Here is a 17,720-nt window from a genome sequence, read left to right as displayed (position 1 = left end):
CGGCTACCTCGCGATCGGCGCGGGCATCGGCCGACCGGCCACCGGCAGACTCTCCAGATACGAGGCGATCCGCTCCCGGGGATCGGCGGAGAGGTACTGGCCCCGGTGACGCACGACGTTGTCGCGGAGTGTCCGAGCACGGGCGAGGAAGTCGAGGACGGCTCGCCGTTCGACCCGTGGGGCCGCCGTTCCCAGTCCCGCCTCGTCGACGACCTTGGCGCACCAGTGCTGGTCGTAGGTGGGTAACGGGATGAGGTGGACCGGTTTGCCGAGGACGAAGGCCTCGCTGATCAGGTTGAAGCCGGCGTTGGAGAACACGACCTCGGAGCGGGCCATGTCCGCGATGAACGCCTCGCGGTCGAAGGCACGGATCTCGACCCGGCTGTCGGCATACCCGCGCAGCGACCTCAGCTCCGTCGGCTGCGCGTAGATCCGCAGCGTGCGGTCCGGTACGGACTGGCGGAAGACCGAGGCCAGTTCACGGACGGACTCCTCCGGGCCGTGCTCGAAGTAGCGGGAGAAGTAGGCTGTGGCGAGGGGCTCGGTGGCGACCGGCGCCGACCGGACGAGATCGGGAACGACCGGGGCGATGAACTCCAGTCCGCGGTCCTCGGCGTCCAGCGGGACGTAGGAGCAGATGAAGGACCGGTCCACGCGCGGCGCGAAGTACCGCAGTCGCTGCTCGTCGGCCGTACGGGCGTACCGGCCGACGGCGGGAAGGTCCAGGTGCCGGTACTTGCTCTGCTGGTCGATGGAGATCAGCGGACGCCGGAAGTGGTAGGCGAGACGCGGGGTGTTGGGCTCGTAGTCGGTGACGAACACGTCCGGGACGCCGCTGTTCCGGACCGCCCTGCGCAGCTGGAGATGCCGGAGGAGGCCTCCGGGCGCCTGCCGGACGTTCGCGCGTATGGCGTCGCGGGCGTGGATCCGGTCACCGCGCGCGAGTAGCGTCGGCATCCAGCCGTTCCAGGTGGTGAACCCGAGGTCCCGGAAGTACTCGGCCCGGCCGGCACCGTTGGTGACGATCCGGACGTGGTGCCCGCGGTCGCGGAGGAACTGGGCGATCACGCTCTGCCGGACGGTGTGTCCCATGCCGATGCCGTTGACACCGATGATCACGTTGAGCGGCCGTACGTTTCCGTTTCCGGACACGACGATCCCTTCCCTTCGGTCAGGAGAGCCGGGTGATGACGTTGCGGGTGACGGCAGCGACCTGGGGGTCGGTAGCCAGGAGGCGGGCCCAGTCGGTGGTGGCGGCGGAGAAGACCGTGCCGCCTGCGGTGAACACGCCGAGAGTGGCGGCCCGCGGGCTGCGCAGTGGCTCACGGGCGGCGAAGTTCCAGTCCGGGGGGAGTTCGGCGATGCCGAGGATCTCGAAGTCCTTGGGTGTTCCGTCCTGGCCGGTGGGACGCGGGGGGCCGGCGTCGTCGTACTCGTAGGCGGCGCCGTCGCACTCGTAGCCGATCAGGGCCCCGTCGTGTCCGAGGCTGTCGCCGGAATTCAGCCCCGTGCCGGAGAACACCCAGTGGCCGGCGTCCGTGACGATGAAGCCCTGGGAAGCCCGGGCACCGTCCCAGTGGCCACCGCCATTGCGGTAGCTCACGCCCAGGAGGGCGTTCTCCGGCTCCGACTCCCACCAGTGGTCCGGGCACCCGTACGAGCTGTCCGGGTCGGTGCCAGCGGGGGCGCCGGGCGGGAACTTGTCACAGGACAGCCCCGTCCCGTCCGGGGCGACCTCGACGCGCCACCAGCAGGTGTTGGCCCCGAAGTTGGCGATGTGGCCGCCGGTATCCCGGAAGGCGGTCACGTGGCGTCGAAGGTCGGTGCTCCAGTACTCGTCGTGACCGGCAGCGACCAGGAGACGGTACCCGTCTTGCAGGAACAGCCCCTCGTGGAGGTCCAGATCGGCGCAGTAGTCGGCCTCGATCCGGTTTCGCTCCATCCAGGCGATGAAGGGGGCGTCCCAGTGCGCGAACGTCTGCCGGGGAGACGACAGGTCGTACGCGTCCGGCAGACCCTTGACCGGTCCGCCGACACCGCCCCCGGGGCGCCGCGTCGTGACCTGGGAGCCGCTGTAGAGGCAGCCGCCGCCCGCAGTGTTGTACGCCTGGTAGGTGAACGTCGGGACCTTGTACAGGATCCCGCGGCCGGAGGGCGCGGAGGGGGTGACGACCAGGAGGATGCGCCCCTCCCGGGCATCCAGCGTCGGCGTGCCGGACGCGCGCTCCGTGCCCAACACCGCGATGTAGACACCGGACCGCCACTCCGGGGGTACGAGGAACTCGTAGGCGGGCCAGTGCCAGTCCGCGTCGAAACGTCCAGGAGACGCGGCACGGCCGGGCCATTCGACGTGCCCCGCGTGCTGCGGCTCGGCTCCCCAGCGGTAGAAGTCGACGTGGAAGCGCGGGGCCATAGTGGCGATGTGCAGGCGCACCACCTCACCGGCTCGGACGCTCGGCCGGGCCGCGTAGCCGTTGACGGCGATCACGCGCCCTCCTTGGGACGGGCCGCACCGGCGAGGTGGAAGGGGTCGATCGCCTCGACGCGGGCGTCCCAACCCAGACCGTCCAGCTGGGAGGTGAGCTCGGAGGGGTCTCGGAGCACCTTCACGGCGACGTGGCGGGAACCGTCGGAGAGGGTGCGATGGACGGTCGGCACGGGTGCCGCTTCCATCTGGTCCTCGATCTCCGCCTTCGCCGACGAATCGTCGAGGAACACCACGCGACCGCCGGGTACCATGGCCCACCTCAGCAGGTCCCAGAACGGTTCCATCTCCGCCGGCGGCACGTGGCTGAGCCAGAACGCGAAGAACACCGTGTCGTACTGGCGGTCCGGCTCCCAGTCGAAGACGTCCGCCTCGATGAACCGGGTCTCGGTGCCTCGCATACGGTCGCGGGCGCGGCGGAGCATCTCCGGCGCCGCGTCCAGTGCGGTCAGGCTGCGGGCCCGGTGGGACAGCAGCCGCGTCCACTGGCCCGTGCCACAGGCGATCTCCAGGACGTCACCGCCGATCGGCAGCGAGTCCAGGGCCTTCGCGAGTCTCGGCATGTCCATGCGGGTGCTGTACGTGGCGTCGTACTCGTCGGCTCGCGCCTGGTAGTAGGCGATCTGGCCTCCGGACCAGTCGCCCGGACCGCCCTGTCGCTCCTTCGTTCCGGTCACGCTGTGACCACCCCTCTCGGCTAGGTGCGGAGCTGCGGTGCTCCGTGCCGAGAAGACTGCCGAGCGACGCTGGTCAACGGGCTGTCGTGGTGTCGCACTCGCGGTGCAGCACCGCCGCTGTCCACGGCGACGGGTGCGCCTCGGTCGGACCTGGCGGGAATGGCCCGGGTGCTGCATCCGTGCTGAACTCCCGTCGCAGCGAAGGTCCTACGCCGCTGGTCAGCCCGCCCTACCCTGTTACCGTCGTCGGTGTCGGTCGAAGGAGCTCAGGTGGCCACAGTGCAGCGCTGGACCGGACGGGAGGCGCGCGCTCTGCGGCTCGCGACGCGTCGGAGCGTGCGTGGCTTCGCGTCCTACCTCGGCGTCAGCGACCGGACGGTGTCCAACTGGGAGGCCCGGGGCGAGGAGATCGTCGTCGCACCGGACTCCCAGGCGTTACTCGACACGGCGTTGGAACGGAGCGACGCGGAGGTGCGACAGCGCTTCTGGGACTCGGTCGGTGTTCCGACGCCCGAGGTCGCGCCGGCGCCGGACGACTACCTCCCGATACCCGTTCCGGAGCCCGGCTTGGTGCACAGGTCCGAAGATCTCGAAGGGCTCGTCTCCGTACTCCGGGAGGCGACGCAGGACGACACCGTCGCCACGGTCGCCCTGTGCGGCCCTGGTGGGTTCGGCAAGACGACGCTGGCCACGCAGGTGTGCCACGACCCGCGCGTACGGGACTCCTTCTCGGAGATCCTCTGGGTGGAGACGGGAGAGGGGTGCACGGCCGCCAGGGTCGTCGAGCTGATCTCCGACCTGTGCGTCCACCTCGACGGCAACCGTCCGTCCCTTGCCGATCCGGAGCAGGCCGGCTTCCACCTCGCCCGTCTGCTCCAGGGGCGACGCGCCCTCCTCGTCGTCGACAACGTCTGGTCCGCCACCGACCTCGGCCCGTTCCTGCTCGGAGGCGAGGACTGCGTACGGCTCGTGACCACGAGGAACGTGCGTGTGTGCCCCAGCTCCGCGCGAGTCGTGCGCCTGGGGCCCATGGCGCCGGGGGAGATCCGCGAGCTGCTCGTTCGCAACGTCGGGGCCCTGGACGAGTCCGAGGCCGCACGCCTCGCGGGTGTGTGCGGGGGATGGCCGCTGCTCGCGTCGATCGTCGGTGCGAACGTCTCGCAGGAGGTCGGCTTCGGCGCCCCGGCCGGTCGCGCCGTCACGGAGACGAACGCGACGATCCGTGCGTACGGCCCTCAGGCCTTCGACGTCTGGGATTCCGACCAGCGCAAGCACGCCATCGGGCAGGCGCTGGAGTCCAGCCTCCGCAGCCTCGCGGAGAGCGTCTCGATCGCTGGGCGCACGGACCTGCGAGACCGGTATCTCTCCCTGGCCGTGTTCCCTCCGTCGGTGCCGATTCCCATGTCCGTCCTCACCCACTGGTGGGGCACCGCGAACGGATGGGCTCCCCACGTGGTGCGCCAGTTCTGCCGGGTGCTGTCCGACCGGTCCCTGATCAGCGCCTACCTGGCCGACCGGAACGCCATCGTGTTGCACGACGTGTTCCGGTCCTACCTGCGCCATCTGATCGGCGATCAGTGGGAGCCCCTTCACCGGTCCCTGATCGAGGCGTACCGGCAGAGCACGGACAGCGCCTGGGACACCCTCGACGAGGGCCAGGGATACCTGTGGCGTCATCTCCCCTACCACCTGCGTGAGGCCGGCCTCGACGCCGAGCTCGTCAGTCTGCTGGCCTCGCCGACGTACGTCATGCGCAAGGTCGCACTCGTCGGACACCAGTCGCTGACCGCAGACGCCGCAGTGCTCGACGCCCTGCCCGGGCGGCATGAGATCGGCCACCCGCAGCACCAGGTGTGGGCGACCGCCCGAGCCCTGACCGGCGCCGGGTATCTGCTGAACGGACTGGAAAGCCCGGCCGACATCGCCTCGACCCTCTCGATCGTGCTGCGCCGCACTCCCTTGCCGGAGGCCACCCGCCCCCTGGAGAACGCAGTGGGGGAGGGGACGGTGCTTACGCCTAGGTGGCTGCTGCCCCCGGAGGAGAACTCCGTAGCGGCAACGGCACGTGGTCACATCGGCGCAGTCGTCAGCGTGTCCGCCGTCCGCGACCTCGTGGCGTCGGGCGGCGAGGACGGGGTGGTCAGGCTCTGGAACTTGAACACGGGCCGACTCCTCCGAGCCCACGAGGCCCATACCGGGTGGGTGTTCGCCACCGCGCTCTCCGCGGACGGGATGGTCCTCGCCTCAGCGGGGGACGACGGAGCGATCCGGCTGTGGCGCACGGACACCGGCGAACCTGTCGGGGTGCTGCCCGGGCACAACCGCCGCATCCGCAGCCTCGCCTTCTCCTCAGCCGACCCCGTCCTGGTCTCCGGTGCCGAGGACGGAGCCGTATGCGCGTGGGACCTGGAGCGGCTCGTGCTCCTGCGTACGATGCGGGCCGCCGGCACCCCCGTCTGGTCCGTGGCGATCGGCGGGGACTCCGACTCGCTCGTGGCCGTGGCCGGCGAGGACGAGTTCGTCCGCCTCTTCGACCGGCGCACCGGCCGCCTCCTCGACGAACGCGCGGCACACCGGGACTGGATCCGCTCCGTGGCCTTCGCGCCGGGCTCCTCCCTCCTGGCCTCCGGATCCGGTGACCGATCCGTAGCCGTGTGGGATGCGGCCGACGGGGAGCTCGCACTCGTCCGCCGGATCACCGACCTCAAGGCGCGCGTGCGGGCCGTCGCTTTGTCCCCGCACGACGACGTCCTTGTCGCAGCCACCGAGGAGCCGAGGATTCAGGCCTTCTCGGCGGAGAACCCGGTGGGCGAGACGCAGCTCCCACAGGGCGTGGACTGGGTGCGCTCACTGGCCAGAACGGGCGACGGCACTGTGATCGCCGGATGCGAGGACGGTGCTGTCCGCGTCTGGACCGTGGGGAAGAGCAGGCTCAGGACTCTGGCCAGCGGCTCCAACACCGTGTGGTCCACGCAGTTCGCGGCCAGTGGACGCACCGCCGTGGTCGGCGACGGGGCCGGCGGCGTCGACGTCATCGACGCCACGACCGCGACGGTCAGTCGGAGACTGCCCGCCGCCCATGGACGCGTCTGGTCCCTGGCCTGCGGCGAGGAGCACGTCGCCGCGGCCTGCGGGGACGGGACGGTCAGGGTCTGGTCGCTGTCGGACACGGCCTGGTCGCTCACCCTGAACCAGGACACCCCGCGTACGTGGGCCGTGGCGATGGCCCGTTCGACGCCTCGTATCGTCGCGAGCACGGGCGACGGACACATCTGGTGCTGGGACCTCCCCACCGGGACGCCGTTGTGGAGCCAGGACGTACACGCCGGTCGGCTGCGGTCGCTCTCCTTCGACGACAGCGGAGACCTCCTGGCCGCCTGCGGTGGTGACGGCTCGGTACGTGTGTGGCACGCCCCCACTGGGGAGTTCAGGAGCCGGTTCAGCAGTCCCAGCGGGTGGGCACGCGCCGTCACCGTGGACGGTCCGGGCAACCGCGTAGCGGTCGGGGCGGGAACCGGAGACATCGCGGTGCGCCATCTGGGGACCGACCGGTTCATCTCCCACCTCTCCGGCCACACGGGCCGCATCCTCATGCTGGGCTTCATGCGCGACGAGGACCGCCTCGTGTCGGCTGCCGCGGACGGGACGGTTCGCGTGTGGTCGCTCGGCGAGCAGCGGCAGATCGCCAAGGTCCGCGTGGACGCCTCACTGCACTGCGCGGCCTTCGAGCCGACGACGGGCGAGGTACTGGTGGGCAGTGCGGCCGGCGTCGTGACCCTGGGGATCATGGACACGTGAGCGAGAACCGAAGGGCTTGGACACCATGACAGAGAAGACCTCCCGTGACTCGGGCGATGCGATCGGCGCGCCGGTCATCCTGAGCAACGAGCCCGGCTCGTTCGCATGGGGCGTTCTGGCCAAGCGCCACCCCGCGCTTATTCAACAGGTACGAGACGCCTTCCCGTACGGCCGCCGACAGCACGAGGCCCTCGACGCCCTGCTGGACGAGATCACCAATGGTGTGATCGAGCCGCTTGGCCCCTCGGAGCGCGACTACGAGCGCTGGGCGGACTGGGGGCGGGAGTACTTCGGGCGCTCGTGGTACGACGCCCCGTTCCTGTGGGCGGAGAGCTACTTCTACCGCAGGCTGCTCGGCGCGGTCGGGTACTTCGGCAGCGGGCCGTGGCAGGGAGTGGATCCGTTCGCGCCGTTCAAGCAGGCCGAACTGCGAGGCGAGGCGGTGGAGGAGGAGCTGCGGGCCCTGGACGCGCTCGCCGACGTTCCGTCCCATGAGCGGGCAGCGGCGCTGCTGCACGCGTCGCTTTGGGGCAACCGTGCGGACCTCGGCTTCAGCATCTCGGCGGGGGAGTCGGGAACGGCTGACGCCGCGACCTCCGCGCTGGTCGCCGACGACAGCGCCACGATGTGGCAGCTCCTGCCCGCCGGCACCTCGGCCACCGTAGCCGTGGTGGCCGACAACGCGGGACGGGAGCTGATTCCCGACCTCATCCTCATTGACCATCTCCTCGAACACCGGCATGCCGAGCGGGTTGTGCTCCACGTCAAGCCCTACCCGTACTACGTATCCGACGCGATGACGGCGGACGTGGTCGACTGCCTTCGGCGCCTCACCCAGGCGCCCGGCGAAGCCGGCCGGATCGGCGGCCGACTCTGGAAGGCCATGGCGGTCGGAACCCTGGAGGTCCGCACCCACCCGTTCTTCTGTGCTCCGCTGCCGTACGAGGAGATGCCCGAGGACCTTCGAGTCGAGTTCGCGAGCGCCACGCTCACCATCCTGAAAGGCGACCTCAACTACCGCCGTCTGGTGGGCGACCAGCCGTGGCACCCCACGACACCCTTCGCCGAACGCACCATGTACTTCCCCGGGGCCGTCGCGGCGCTTCGGACTCTGAAGTCCGATGTCATCGTCGGCCTGGAGCAGAAAACCGTAGATGCTCTCGAATCGGCAGGGGGCGCCTGGCGTACGAGCGGCACTCATGCGCTGATCCAGGTGCGACCGTAGATCTGGACGAGGGCTTCGGGCGGTGCGGCTGGCCCCGCCCTACCTTGGCGTCGCGGTCGTCAGACCATCCGTGCGGCAGGCGTGCATGAACGAGACCCAGGACGCGGCCCGGAATGTGATCACCCGACGATGCGGATCCTTCGAGTCACGGACGACGGCCTGATCCGGCGGGGGGGGGGTGAGGAATTCGACGCAGTTGTTGTTGTGGCCGCTGTAGCTGCTCTTGATCCATATACGGCTCGGGGCGGTGTCCATCAGCGCTGTACGTCCTTGTCCTGCCCGGTCTCGGGCGTGTCTTGGTCGGAGATCGGGCCGAGCGCGTCCTGGTGGGCTCGCCTGCACGCGCGCGTGTCGGGGTGTTCCTCGCCCAGGATACGGATGCACGCCTCAAGGTTCAGGACGGCCAGAGGACGAGCCGCGGTCCGGTCGCCGGCTCCGCTGAGGGCCCGGACCAGCTCGGTGCGCATGGCCAGGGTGTGTGGATGCTCGGGGCCGAGGATTTCCTCACGGGCGGTGAGGACCGCGCGCGCTGCGACTTCGGCTTCCGCCCACCGTTCCTGGCCGAGCAGGATGCTGGCGAGGAGGTCCCTGATGGCCAGGGTGCGCGGGTGACTGGAGCCGAGCGAGTTCTCCCGCTCGGTCAGAGTTGTGGTGGCCAGGGTCTCGGCCTCGTGAAGCCGTCCCAGCTGGTACAGCGCCCAGGCGAGCGTGTGGCGTGCCGCGAGCGTGTAGGGGCTGGTGGGGCCGTGGGCAGCCTCGCTGGTGGCGAGGATGGTGCGGGCGAGGGCTTCGGCCTCGTCCCAGCGCTGCTGTTCGCCGATCGCCTCGGCGAGGCAGGCGGTGCTCATGATGGTCTCGGGGGCGGCCGGTCCGAGTACACGGGTCCGGCCCTCGGCCGCGCGGCGTAGATGCCGTTCGTCCTCCGCCCACGCGCCGAGCCCGTAGAGGGCGAGGCCGAGCGCGTGGGCGCTCTCGAGCGTCAGGACGTGGTCGGGGCCGAGGTGTTCCTCGCGCTCGCGCAGCACCTGGCGGTGCAGTTCGACGGCTTCCGCGAAGCGGCCCAGGTCGGTCAGTGAGCAGGCGAGTTCGTACCGGTCGGTGAGCAATTCGGCCCCCGGGGCGGTGGACAGGGTCGAGCAGACGCGGACAACCGCCTCCGCCAGGACGTGCGCGGTGACGTAGTCGGTGTGCTCGCGGCTCTGAGCGCGAAGGTACCGGACGAGACCGAGGGCCTGCGGGACGGCGGCGGACTGGGCTGCCGCGGTGCGCCGCAGCAGGCCCAGCGCGTGCGGGGTGAACAGGCGCAGGGTCTGGGCGTCGAGGTACGTGCCGGTGTCCTCGTCGTGGCGAAGGAGGTGGTCCAGGAGCTGAGTCGCCCCGGCGAGGACAGTCTCTCGCTGGTCGAGTGGGATGCGCGCCGCCACGGTGTCCAGGAGCAGGGCGTGTGCCTGGAGACACCGGACCGAGGGCCGGCCGACGTCCCCGGGGGCGTCGAGGACCGACACCATGGACTGCGACATGAGACCGCGCAGCGCGGAGTCCGCCTTCTGCGCGGGCAACGGCGGCTCGGCTGCGGCGAGGCCCGTAAGCCGGAGGCGGGTGGGATGGAGCAGGCCGAGAGGCAGGGGATCGGGCGCGTAGCAAGACAGCAGCCACATCAACGTGGTTGCCTCGGGGACGCCCCGATCGGCCAGGGCGTTCAGCGAGATCTGCCACGTGGAACTGATCAGCCGGCGCAGGTCACGTTCGCCCGGGTCGGCCGCCTCGTCCAGGGTGCCGCCGGGATCGTCGCGCAGACGCCGGAGGAACTCCTCCACCGTGACGGTGTCCAGAAGCCGTCGGCCGAGGTACTTCCCGGCGAGAGTGAGCGCGAGGGGGTGACACCCGAGGCCGCGCGCCAGTTCCTCCAAGGCCGCCTGGTCGTAGCCGGTGACGTCGAGGTCGCGTAGGACGTGCACGGCGTCCGCCAGCCCGAGGGCGTCGAGGCGGTGACGGCCGGCGTTCCGCCACAGGGACGCACTGCCGTGCCGTGTGGTGACGAGCACCGTGCCGCGGCGGGTGGGGCGAAGCCAGACGCCGTCGCTGAACACGGCCGGATCGTCGGCGTTGTCGAGGACGAGCAACCACGGTTCGCTGGAGGCTTCGAGGTGCTGCCAGACGAGGTCGGCGGCCGGGCGAAGCCTCTCGCGGGCGGCCTCCACCTGATCCGGGGCGGCGCCTCGGTCCAGGGCGACCGCCAGCATGCCGGCGCGGAAGGCCACCTCGGTCGACGCGTTCACCCACAGGCCGACCACGCCGTGAGAGCCCACGGCCTCGTCGAACATGGCCTGGGCCAGCGCGGTCTTGCCGCTGCCCGCCGTCCCGTACAGGACGAACTCGTGCGGGGACGCCTCGGGATGACGGATGGCGTGCAGCAGGTCGCGCCGCACGTCGTACCGGTCCCGGACAGGCGACGCGGACCGCGCGGCAAGCGGCACACGGACCGAGTCCGGTCCTGGGCGCTCCGACGCGTCGCGAGTGGGCCTCGCACTGTGCTGGGCGACGTACTGGCCGATCTCCACGATGTACTGGTCCCGCGCGGCACTGACCCAGCGGGCGTGATCCCGTACGGAGACATCGGCACCGGCCGGGTCCGGCGGCGAGGGCGTAGGCGTGTCCACCACGGGGCTACCGCCGAGCCGCCGTGCCCGGTGTCGCGCCCGGGCATCGTGAACGGCGGCTGTTCATAGGCCTGTTACTGGAAGTCATGATCGGCGAATTCACCTTGCTGCACGGCATGGAGGAAGGGCATCCAGGAACGATCGGAGAAGTCGATCACCGGCCCGTGCGGGAGCTTCGAGTCGCGAATTGGGACCCTGGGCAGCGGGGGGGGGGTGAGTAGTTCCACGCATCCGTTGTCGGCGCCGCTGTAGCTGCTCTTCCGCCACACCCGTATCGGCTCGGTCACGACGTGCTGTTCCCCTCGTCAACTTCTCTGTAATGGAATGGTGTTCACTCGGTGGTGCCGACCGCGGCCTCGTGTTCGGCGCGACACGCCAGCGTATCCGGATGATCAACACCCAGGACGCGCAGGCAGACCTCCAGCGTGCATGCTGCCGACTGCCGCGCCTCGGCATCGCGCCCGAGGCCGCGCAGGATCCGGGCCAGCACGATCTCGATGGACAGCGTGTGCGGATGTTCCGGACCGAGGACGCGCTGCCGGGTGGTACGTACGGCCTGGGCTGCCTCCAGCGCTTCTTCCCACTGGCCGAGACGGGACGACACGTCCGCCAGGCGCTGCCGCGCGGCGAGCGTCCGCAGATGGTCCACACCGAGCACCCGCTCACTGCCCTCCAGCGTGGCACGGGTGTGGACGGCGGCCTCCTCCCATTCCCCGACGCCGGCGAGCACCCAGGCGAGGGCGATGCGGCTCAGCAGGGTGTGCGGGTGGTCGTCACCGAGTGCCCGCTCGCTCACCGCCAGGTTGTCGGCCGCCAGTTCACGCGCCTCGTCCCAGCGCCGCTGCTGCCCGATGGCCTCGGCTAGCCGGCCCCGGCTGTCGATCGTGTCCGGATGCGTGGCGCCCAGGACACGTACGCGCCCTTCGGCGGCCCGGCGCATGTACCGCTCGTCCTCCGCCCAGCGGCCGAGACCGTACAAGGAGATGCCCAGGGCATGGGCGCTGTCGAACGTGTCCGGGTGCTCGGGGCCGAGCAGCACCTCACGCGCCCGCAGCGTGGCCACGTGCACGGCGGTCGCCTCGTCGAAGAACCCCAGCGCCGTCAGCGCCCGGCCGCGCTCGTGCCGGTCGACCAGCGCCTCCGCGGTGTCCTGCCCCTGGGTGACGTGGATGGCGTCATCGGCAAGCGCGCGTGTCGTGGCGTAGTCGCCGCGCGCGTACGACTGGTCGCGCAGATCCCGTACGACGGCCAACGCCGATTCGGTGGCTACTTCGGCGCGGTGCGCGGCGGCCTGCCCCAGCAGGGCCGAGGCATGGGGCGTGAACAGCCGCAGGGTGTGCGGGTCGACGTAGCCGCCCGAGTCCGTCGACAGCAGCCGGCGCAGAAGGCCTGCGGCGGATTCGAGCAGCAGCTCCCGCTGGCCGACCGGAATGCGGGACGCCACCGTCTCCAGCAGCAGCGGGTGCGCCTGCACGCTCCGCACGGCGGCGCGCCCGGCACCGGCGGACGCTTCGATGAGGGAGACCAGGGAGTGCGTCGTCAGCCCTTCGAGCGCGGGGTTGGCGCTTTCGCCGGACAGCGGCGGATCCGCGTGTGGCAGCCTGGTCGCGTCGAGCCCGGCCGGAGCGAGGATCCCGACAGGCAGTGGCGCGGCGGCGAAGCACGACAGCAGCCTGAGCAGCGTGGTCGCCTCGGGAAGGCCTTGTTCGGTCAGGGTGTCCAGGGAGATCTGCCAGGTACCGGTGATCAGTCGGCGCAGTTCCTGCTCACCGGGCGCCGCTCCGCGGTCGAGCAGCGACGGGTCGGCGTCAAGACGCCGGAGGTATTCGTCCACGGAGACCGGCTCCAGTACTTGTCGGCCGAGGTAGGCGCCGGCGAGCGACAGCGCCAACGGGTGGCAGCCCAGCCGCAGCGCCAGCAGCTCCAGCTTGGCGATGTCCTCGCTGCTGACCGTCAGGTCACGCAGCACGTCGACGGCGTGGGAGAGGTCGAGGACGTCCAGGGGATGCCTGGCGGCCCGGCGCCACTCGACGGCGTCCTGGAGACGGCTCGTGACCAGAACGATGCCGCGACCGCTCGACCGCAGCCAGGCACCACCGTGTCCGAACACCGACGGGTCGTCCGCGTTGTCCAGGACGAGCAACCAGGGCTCCGGCGACCGCTCCAGGTACTGCCAGACGAAATCCGCCTCCGCACGGCGGCCCTCCCGAGCGGCATCGACCTCCTGCTGCGTGGCCCCACGATCGTGAGCCACGGCCAGCATCCCGGAACGGAACGACGAACGGTCGGAGGCGTTGACCCAGAGCCCGACGACTCCATGGCCGGCCACTGCCTCGTCGAACACGGTCTGCGCCAGCGCGGTCTTGCCGCTGCCCGCCATGCCGCGGACGACATGCACGCCGTGAGTCGCGGTGGCCGGATCGCGGACGGCCCCCAGGAGGGCGGCGCGGATCTCGAGCCGGTCGCGCAGCGGTGAACCGAGCGGCGCCACGAGCGGCGTACGGACCGACTCGGGACTCGCCCATGCCAGACCGGCTCCTGCAACGGGCGGCTCGGACTGCTGGACGGCGTACTCCACGATGATCTGGTTGCCGGCTGCCTGGTACACGCGGCTGTGCCCGTCCGCGACAGCCCGCAGCACATGGTCCCCCTGAGGAGGACCACCACGTCCCCTCATCGCTCCACGATGTGCTGGTCGCGGCCGGCCTGGTAGACCCGCGCGCGGCCGGACGCGTGCGCGTGCATCTGAACCGAGGGGACAGGAGGCTGTTCGGCTTCCGGCAGCGATCCACGTGCCTCGGCCAACACCTCCTCCAGCTCCCGGGCGATGGACGGATCGGCGGCCAGCAGACGCGTCAACCGACGGCGCCAGTCCCGCTCCAAGTCCTCAGCACCCGCCGAGTCGCCCTCACGGTGCGCCACGAGGATCTCCTCGCGGGTCTCCACCAGCGCCGTGTCGACCTCGTCCGCCTGCACCGGACGCACCCGCCGCCACAAGGCGACCACGCCCTCGCGGGTCCGTTGCCAGGCATCGGTGGCCATCAGTGCGACAACCGTCGTTCCAGCGGTCTGCGCCAACACTTCCGGATCCATGATCTGTTCCCCCGCAACTATGGACGTGACGTCGATGATAGGCAGCGGCTCACCAGCAGAGCGGGTGTTTCACGCCATCGGGAGTCGGGCTGCCACATGTCTGACCGAAAGGCGCTCGCGAGTTCCGGATTTGACTCCTCGTCATCTGTCCGGTCACACGACGCAGCCCACCCGCTCGGCTGCTCCGACTGGCGACGCCGCCATCAAGCCCGAACCTGGGTCTGCCACTAACTGGAGGGCGAAGGGCGGGGTCTACGCGAAGGCGCTTCTTCCTCCGCGCCGCTGAAGGCGCCCCGGCCTCGACCGGACTGGACCGCGCAAGCACAGATGAACCAGCCTCGGCTCAGAAGCATTCAAAACTCAATTAACGCGCCGTCACTCAAATTTCGATCTTGGAATGCAGGGTGCGCGACTATTTCGCTTGGGTGACCTTCGCAACAGTCCGTCCCGCATTGATCGCGTTTTCCTCCTTGTACGATTAGGCGTAGACCGTGGGTGTCGGCCGGCCGCCGCGCACCTCAAGCACAGGCTCCTGGCTACTAGCGCCTCGCGGGCTGGCAGTGAACACCTCAGTGGCATTTCAATGGAGCGACGATGCGTTGGCGTAGGGACCCTTCACGGCGCGCCCTGGTGAAAGAATGTGAGAGCCTGCTCGCCGATCTCCCTATCCCCGCTCCTTTCAGCGTCGAGGCGCTGGTGCGGAATATGGAGGGCGCGCTGGGGCACCATATTCGGCTAGTACCACTGGATGACACCGACGGGGGCCTGGGTACGGCATGCGGTCTCCGGGTCAAAGCGCCGGAGTTCACGATCATTCTCTACCGCCGCCGTTCAAGTCGCAATCAAACCGAGCACGTCATTCTCCATGAGCTCGCGCACGAGTGGCTGAACCACGGTACCTCCCTGACGGATGTAGAGATTGAGCGATACGTCCCTGAGCGCATTCGTCAAGAAGTCCTTCGACGCTTCCCGTCGGCCCTGATCCAAGGGCGCGTAGATTTTGGCAGCCCCGAGGAAAAGCAGGCCGAGCTTTCGGCTTCATTGATTAAGCGGCTGGCGCGCCGTCAGTCGTTCACGGGAGATGACATGGTCAGCCTCCTGGAGCATTCACTTGCTCACCCAGTCGCTGCTCCGCCGCGGCGTCGACTCTAGCCGCGATCGGCTGGTGGCCACCGAGGCAGAATTCCCGGCCTTACGGCTTCCGCCGCACCGCGCAGTCCACCTATTGGCAATTAAGGTTGCAGCCGGCTGACCTTCGGGTCCGGCGAAACGTGCAGCTGTCGCAGATATCCACTGGTTCCGTGTTCGACTACATTAAATACCTTACTGCGGCTGTGATGACGCTCATCGCCGTATGGCGATTCCCTGCAGTTCGGTACGCCGACGCTCACCGCCGGGCACTCTGGGGCGGGTATGCGGGATTCGCCATAGCTCTCTGGCTCTACACGCCAGCAGCGATGGATGCGGTGGATCGCATTCCTGTAGTGGACCTGAGCGCCCTGCTCAGGCACTTTGCCAGTACCGCAGCGATCATCGCGGCCCTGACCTACGTCGCCACCAGCTACGGGAAGAGCTCGGACAGGGTCGTACCCCGGCACGTAGCGGTCTCTCGCCGGATCGCCCGCGCGTCCTACGGGACGGGAGCGATAGGCGTCATTCTGCTCACGGTCCTATTCTTCACCGTGGTGGACCGCGACAAGCCGAGCCAAAACTTCCTCATCGATCATGCCGGGCAATGGGGGGTCGCGGTCTACATGACCGTGTTCTACTTCTTCCCGCTCATCACGACCGCAGTTTGCGGCTACCAGTGGACGAGGGCGGCGCGACGGGTCGAGAACACGAGCATGCGTGTCGGGCTGGGCTTGATGGGGATTTCGATGTGGATGGGGCTGACCCACACATTGGCGCGTATCACCATCCTTTGGGCTGCGGTCGCGTTCCCTCTAAGCCCCTCCACGGTCCGGCTCCTTGTAGACGCCACAGCGATATGGATGAACCTGCTCTTCCTGATCGTTGCCGTAGGTGCGAGCATTCCCACCACCCGCGCGGCGGCGGCCCGGTGGAGAACTTGGCGCACCCTGTATAGGACTTACCCGCTCTGGTTTGACCTGGTGGATGCTTTCCCCGGGACGAGCCTGTATCCACCAGGGCGGCGCCTCGCGGAACTCAGGCACATACGCGTCCCCATCGACGTCCGCCTGGACCGATGGACTCAGGACATTGCTGACGCTTGCGAGAAGCTGCGCTATTACGCTCCACGAAACTTGATGTTCGCCGCCGAGGACATCACCGCATCGCACCTAGACCCTGAGCCGGCCGCAGAAGCGTACTGGATTAAGGCCGCGCTCCAGGCTGCTGACGCCTCGCAAGCCAACCCGTACGCCACTGCCTCTCTGAGAGAGAAACCGTTCGTTGATACCGATAGTGAAGCGGCGTGGCTTGCGCGAGTCAGCATGGCTTACTCGCTCATCACCACGGATCAAGCTCGGGAGCTTCTCCTGCGCTCCATAGAGGTGGAATCCGAACCGGGTCGCTAGCCTGTTATTAGCTTCACAGTCTGATTTCTCGGTTCAGACCCTATTTCCCGACGAGCGAAACCAGGCCGCATAGCGATCTTGAATGGCGGGCTGGTGAGTGAGATTTGGCACCGTCCGCCGCATGAACTGGGCTGGTACCGTGGGTCATGCGGACTGATAGGTCTTGCTCCGCCTCGTAAGTGCACCCCGGCCCGCGACGTACCTCTACTCCCGTCGCCACATGTAGCCGGGCAGTGACGCTATCCGGTCTGGATGGGCGTCCGAAATCTCAGCAATCTGGAGTTCTCGCATGTCCAACCGCCGCATGGGCCTCATCCTCGATTTCGGAGGCGTTCTCACCACTCCGCTGCTGCCCGCAGTGCTCGCGTTCGAGCAGCGCGAGGGCCTCCCGCAGGGAGCCTGCCTCACGGCCCTGTACAAGGATGAGGAGGGCGTCCGGATCACCAGCGACCTCGAGCGCGGAACGGTCACCCAGACTGAGTGGAACGAGTTCGCCGGCAAGATGCTGGGCGTGCCGGCTGACAACTTGATGGGCCGAATCTTCGGCGACCTTCGCCCCGAGCCGCTGATGATCAATGCGGCTGCCGCGGCGAGGCGGGCCGGGATCAAGGTGGGCATCTTGTCCAACAGCGTGGGGCTCGCCCCTTGGGACCTGTACGACGGCTTCGAGCTTGAGCGGCTGTACGACGTCGTGGTGATCTCTGAGCAGCACCTGCTGCGCAAGCCTGACCCCGAGCTCTTCGAGATCACGCTCAAGCTCATGGATCTGCCGGCCGAGGAGTGCGTCTTCGTCGACGACACCGAAGCGTACGTCCAGGCGGCAGAACAGCTCGGCCTCACGGGGGTGCACAACCAGGACCCCCAGCAGACGGTGGCCACTCTCTCCGAGCTGCTCGGTGTGGACCTCGCGGCGTCTTAGCCCGGCGCGGGCCGCACGGCGGTCCGTACGGGCTCGATATCGAAGTGAGCCGTCGACCGTGCTGCTGGCCGACACCTCGGTACAGCAAACTCGCCCAAGGCGTCGACGGTCGCCCGCCTCAGCAGGCAGTCACGGCGCAGTGGACGCGGAGAGTGAGCGAGCCTCCGCAGTCGGCCCTGGAGCGCCGAGAACAGCAACAGCGAAGGGAGCGGGGGGGGGGGGGGGGGGGGGGGGGGGGGGGGGGGAGCAGGGAGGGGGGGTGGGGGGGGGGGGGGGGGGGGGAGGGGGACGCCCCAGCCCTACATTTCGCGTGCGAGGAGAGGGAG

General features: G+C 69.2%; 13 protein-coding genes. 5 read left to right on the top strand and 8 right to left on the bottom strand.

The window, feature by feature from the left end:
- Positions 1-3 precede the first annotated feature (3 nt).
- From ACZ7HT_RS18445 to ACZ7HT_RS18435, 3 genes are read right to left on the bottom strand one after another with little or no spacing between them, the layout of a single operon-like run.
- Positions 4-1,152 carry a glycosyltransferase family protein gene (locus tag ACZ7HT_RS18445; RefSeq protein WP_471166637.1) on the bottom strand — a complete coding sequence of 383 codons (1,149 nt, stop codon included), beginning with the start codon at positions 1,150-1,152 and terminating at the stop codon, positions 4-6.
- A 19-nt stretch (positions 1,153-1,171) separates the two neighbouring features.
- Positions 1,172-2,488: a N,N-dimethylformamidase beta subunit family domain-containing protein gene (locus ACZ7HT_RS18440; RefSeq protein ID WP_471166634.1), complete on the bottom strand. Its 1,317-nt coding sequence runs from the start codon at positions 2,486-2,488 to the stop codon at positions 1,172-1,174.
- A complete protein-coding gene (locus ACZ7HT_RS18435; protein WP_471166632.1) occupies positions 2,485-3,162 on the bottom strand; it encodes a class I SAM-dependent methyltransferase in 678 nt (225 codons plus the stop codon). Before ACZ7HT_RS18435 ends, ACZ7HT_RS18440 begins: the two co-directional genes overlap by 4 nt.
- Before the next feature lie 270 nt (positions 3,163-3,432).
- Between ACZ7HT_RS18435 and ACZ7HT_RS18430 the strand changes: the two genes are divergently transcribed.
- Both ACZ7HT_RS18430 and ACZ7HT_RS18425 read left to right on the top strand, forming a co-directional pair.
- Positions 3,433-6,960, top strand: coding sequence for an NB-ARC domain-containing protein (locus ACZ7HT_RS18430; protein ID WP_471166629.1), 3,528 nt, complete (start codon positions 3,433-3,435; stop codon positions 6,958-6,960).
- 25 nt (positions 6,961-6,985) lie between these two features.
- A complete protein-coding gene (locus ACZ7HT_RS18425) occupies positions 6,986-8,185 on the top strand; it encodes a damage-control phosphatase ARMT1 family protein (RefSeq protein WP_471166626.1) in 1,200 nt (399 codons plus the stop codon).
- A gap of 39 nt (positions 8,186-8,224) precedes the next feature.
- Here ACZ7HT_RS18425 and ACZ7HT_RS18420 read toward each other — a convergent pair whose 3' ends face one another.
- The 5 genes from ACZ7HT_RS18420 to ACZ7HT_RS18400 all read right to left on the bottom strand — a co-directional run bounded on the left by ACZ7HT_RS18420 (position 8,225) and on the right by ACZ7HT_RS18400 (position 13,938).
- Positions 8,225-8,440 carry a DUF397 domain-containing protein gene (locus ACZ7HT_RS18420; protein ID WP_471166624.1) on the bottom strand — a complete coding sequence of 72 codons (216 nt, stop codon included), beginning with the start codon at positions 8,438-8,440 and terminating at the stop codon, positions 8,225-8,227.
- Positions 8,440-10,848, bottom strand: coding sequence for a tetratricopeptide repeat protein (locus ACZ7HT_RS18415; protein WP_471166621.1), 2,409 nt, complete (start codon positions 10,846-10,848; stop codon positions 8,440-8,442). The genes ACZ7HT_RS18420 and ACZ7HT_RS18415 overlap by 1 nt, the downstream gene beginning before the upstream one ends.
- 71 nt (positions 10,849-10,919) lie before the next feature.
- On the bottom strand, positions 10,920-11,114 hold the full coding sequence (locus ACZ7HT_RS18410) for a DUF397 domain-containing protein (protein WP_471167114.1): 195 nt from the start codon (positions 11,112-11,114) through the stop codon (positions 10,920-10,922).
- A 62-nt stretch (positions 11,115-11,176) separates the two neighbouring features.
- Positions 11,177-13,486, bottom strand: a complete 2,310-nt coding sequence (locus ACZ7HT_RS18405; protein ID WP_471166618.1) for a tetratricopeptide repeat protein — start codon at positions 13,484-13,486, stop codon at positions 11,177-11,179.
- Between the two features lie 32 nt (positions 13,487-13,518).
- On the bottom strand, positions 13,519-13,938 hold the full coding sequence (locus tag ACZ7HT_RS18400) for a hypothetical protein (RefSeq protein ID WP_471166615.1): 420 nt from the start codon (positions 13,936-13,938) through the stop codon (positions 13,519-13,521).
- A gap of 594 nt (positions 13,939-14,532) precedes the next feature.
- On the opposite strand from ACZ7HT_RS18400, the gene ACZ7HT_RS18395 reads away from it, so the two are divergent.
- The 3 genes from ACZ7HT_RS18395 to ACZ7HT_RS18385 all read left to right on the top strand — a co-directional run bounded on the left by ACZ7HT_RS18395 (position 14,533) and on the right by ACZ7HT_RS18385 (position 17,394).
- Positions 14,533-15,090 carry a hypothetical protein gene (locus tag ACZ7HT_RS18395; protein WP_471166613.1) on the top strand — a complete coding sequence of 186 codons (558 nt, stop codon included), beginning with the start codon at positions 14,533-14,535 and terminating at the stop codon, positions 15,088-15,090.
- A 149-nt stretch (positions 15,091-15,239) separates the two neighbouring features.
- On the top strand, positions 15,240-16,475 hold the full coding sequence (locus tag ACZ7HT_RS18390) for an MAB_1171c family putative transporter (protein WP_471166612.1): 1,236 nt from the start codon (positions 15,240-15,242) through the stop codon (positions 16,473-16,475).
- 289 nt (positions 16,476-16,764) lie between these two features.
- Positions 16,765-17,394: an HAD-IA family hydrolase gene (locus tag ACZ7HT_RS18385; RefSeq protein WP_471166609.1), complete on the top strand. Its 630-nt coding sequence runs from the start codon at positions 16,765-16,767 to the stop codon at positions 17,392-17,394.
- Positions 17,395-17,720 lie beyond the last annotated feature (326 nt).

The sequence above is a fragment of the Streptomyces sp. NPDC037410 genome, assembly GCF_055602235.1.
Note: the sequence above shows the minus strand (reverse complement) of the source record. Positions and strands in the feature narration are given on the sequence as shown.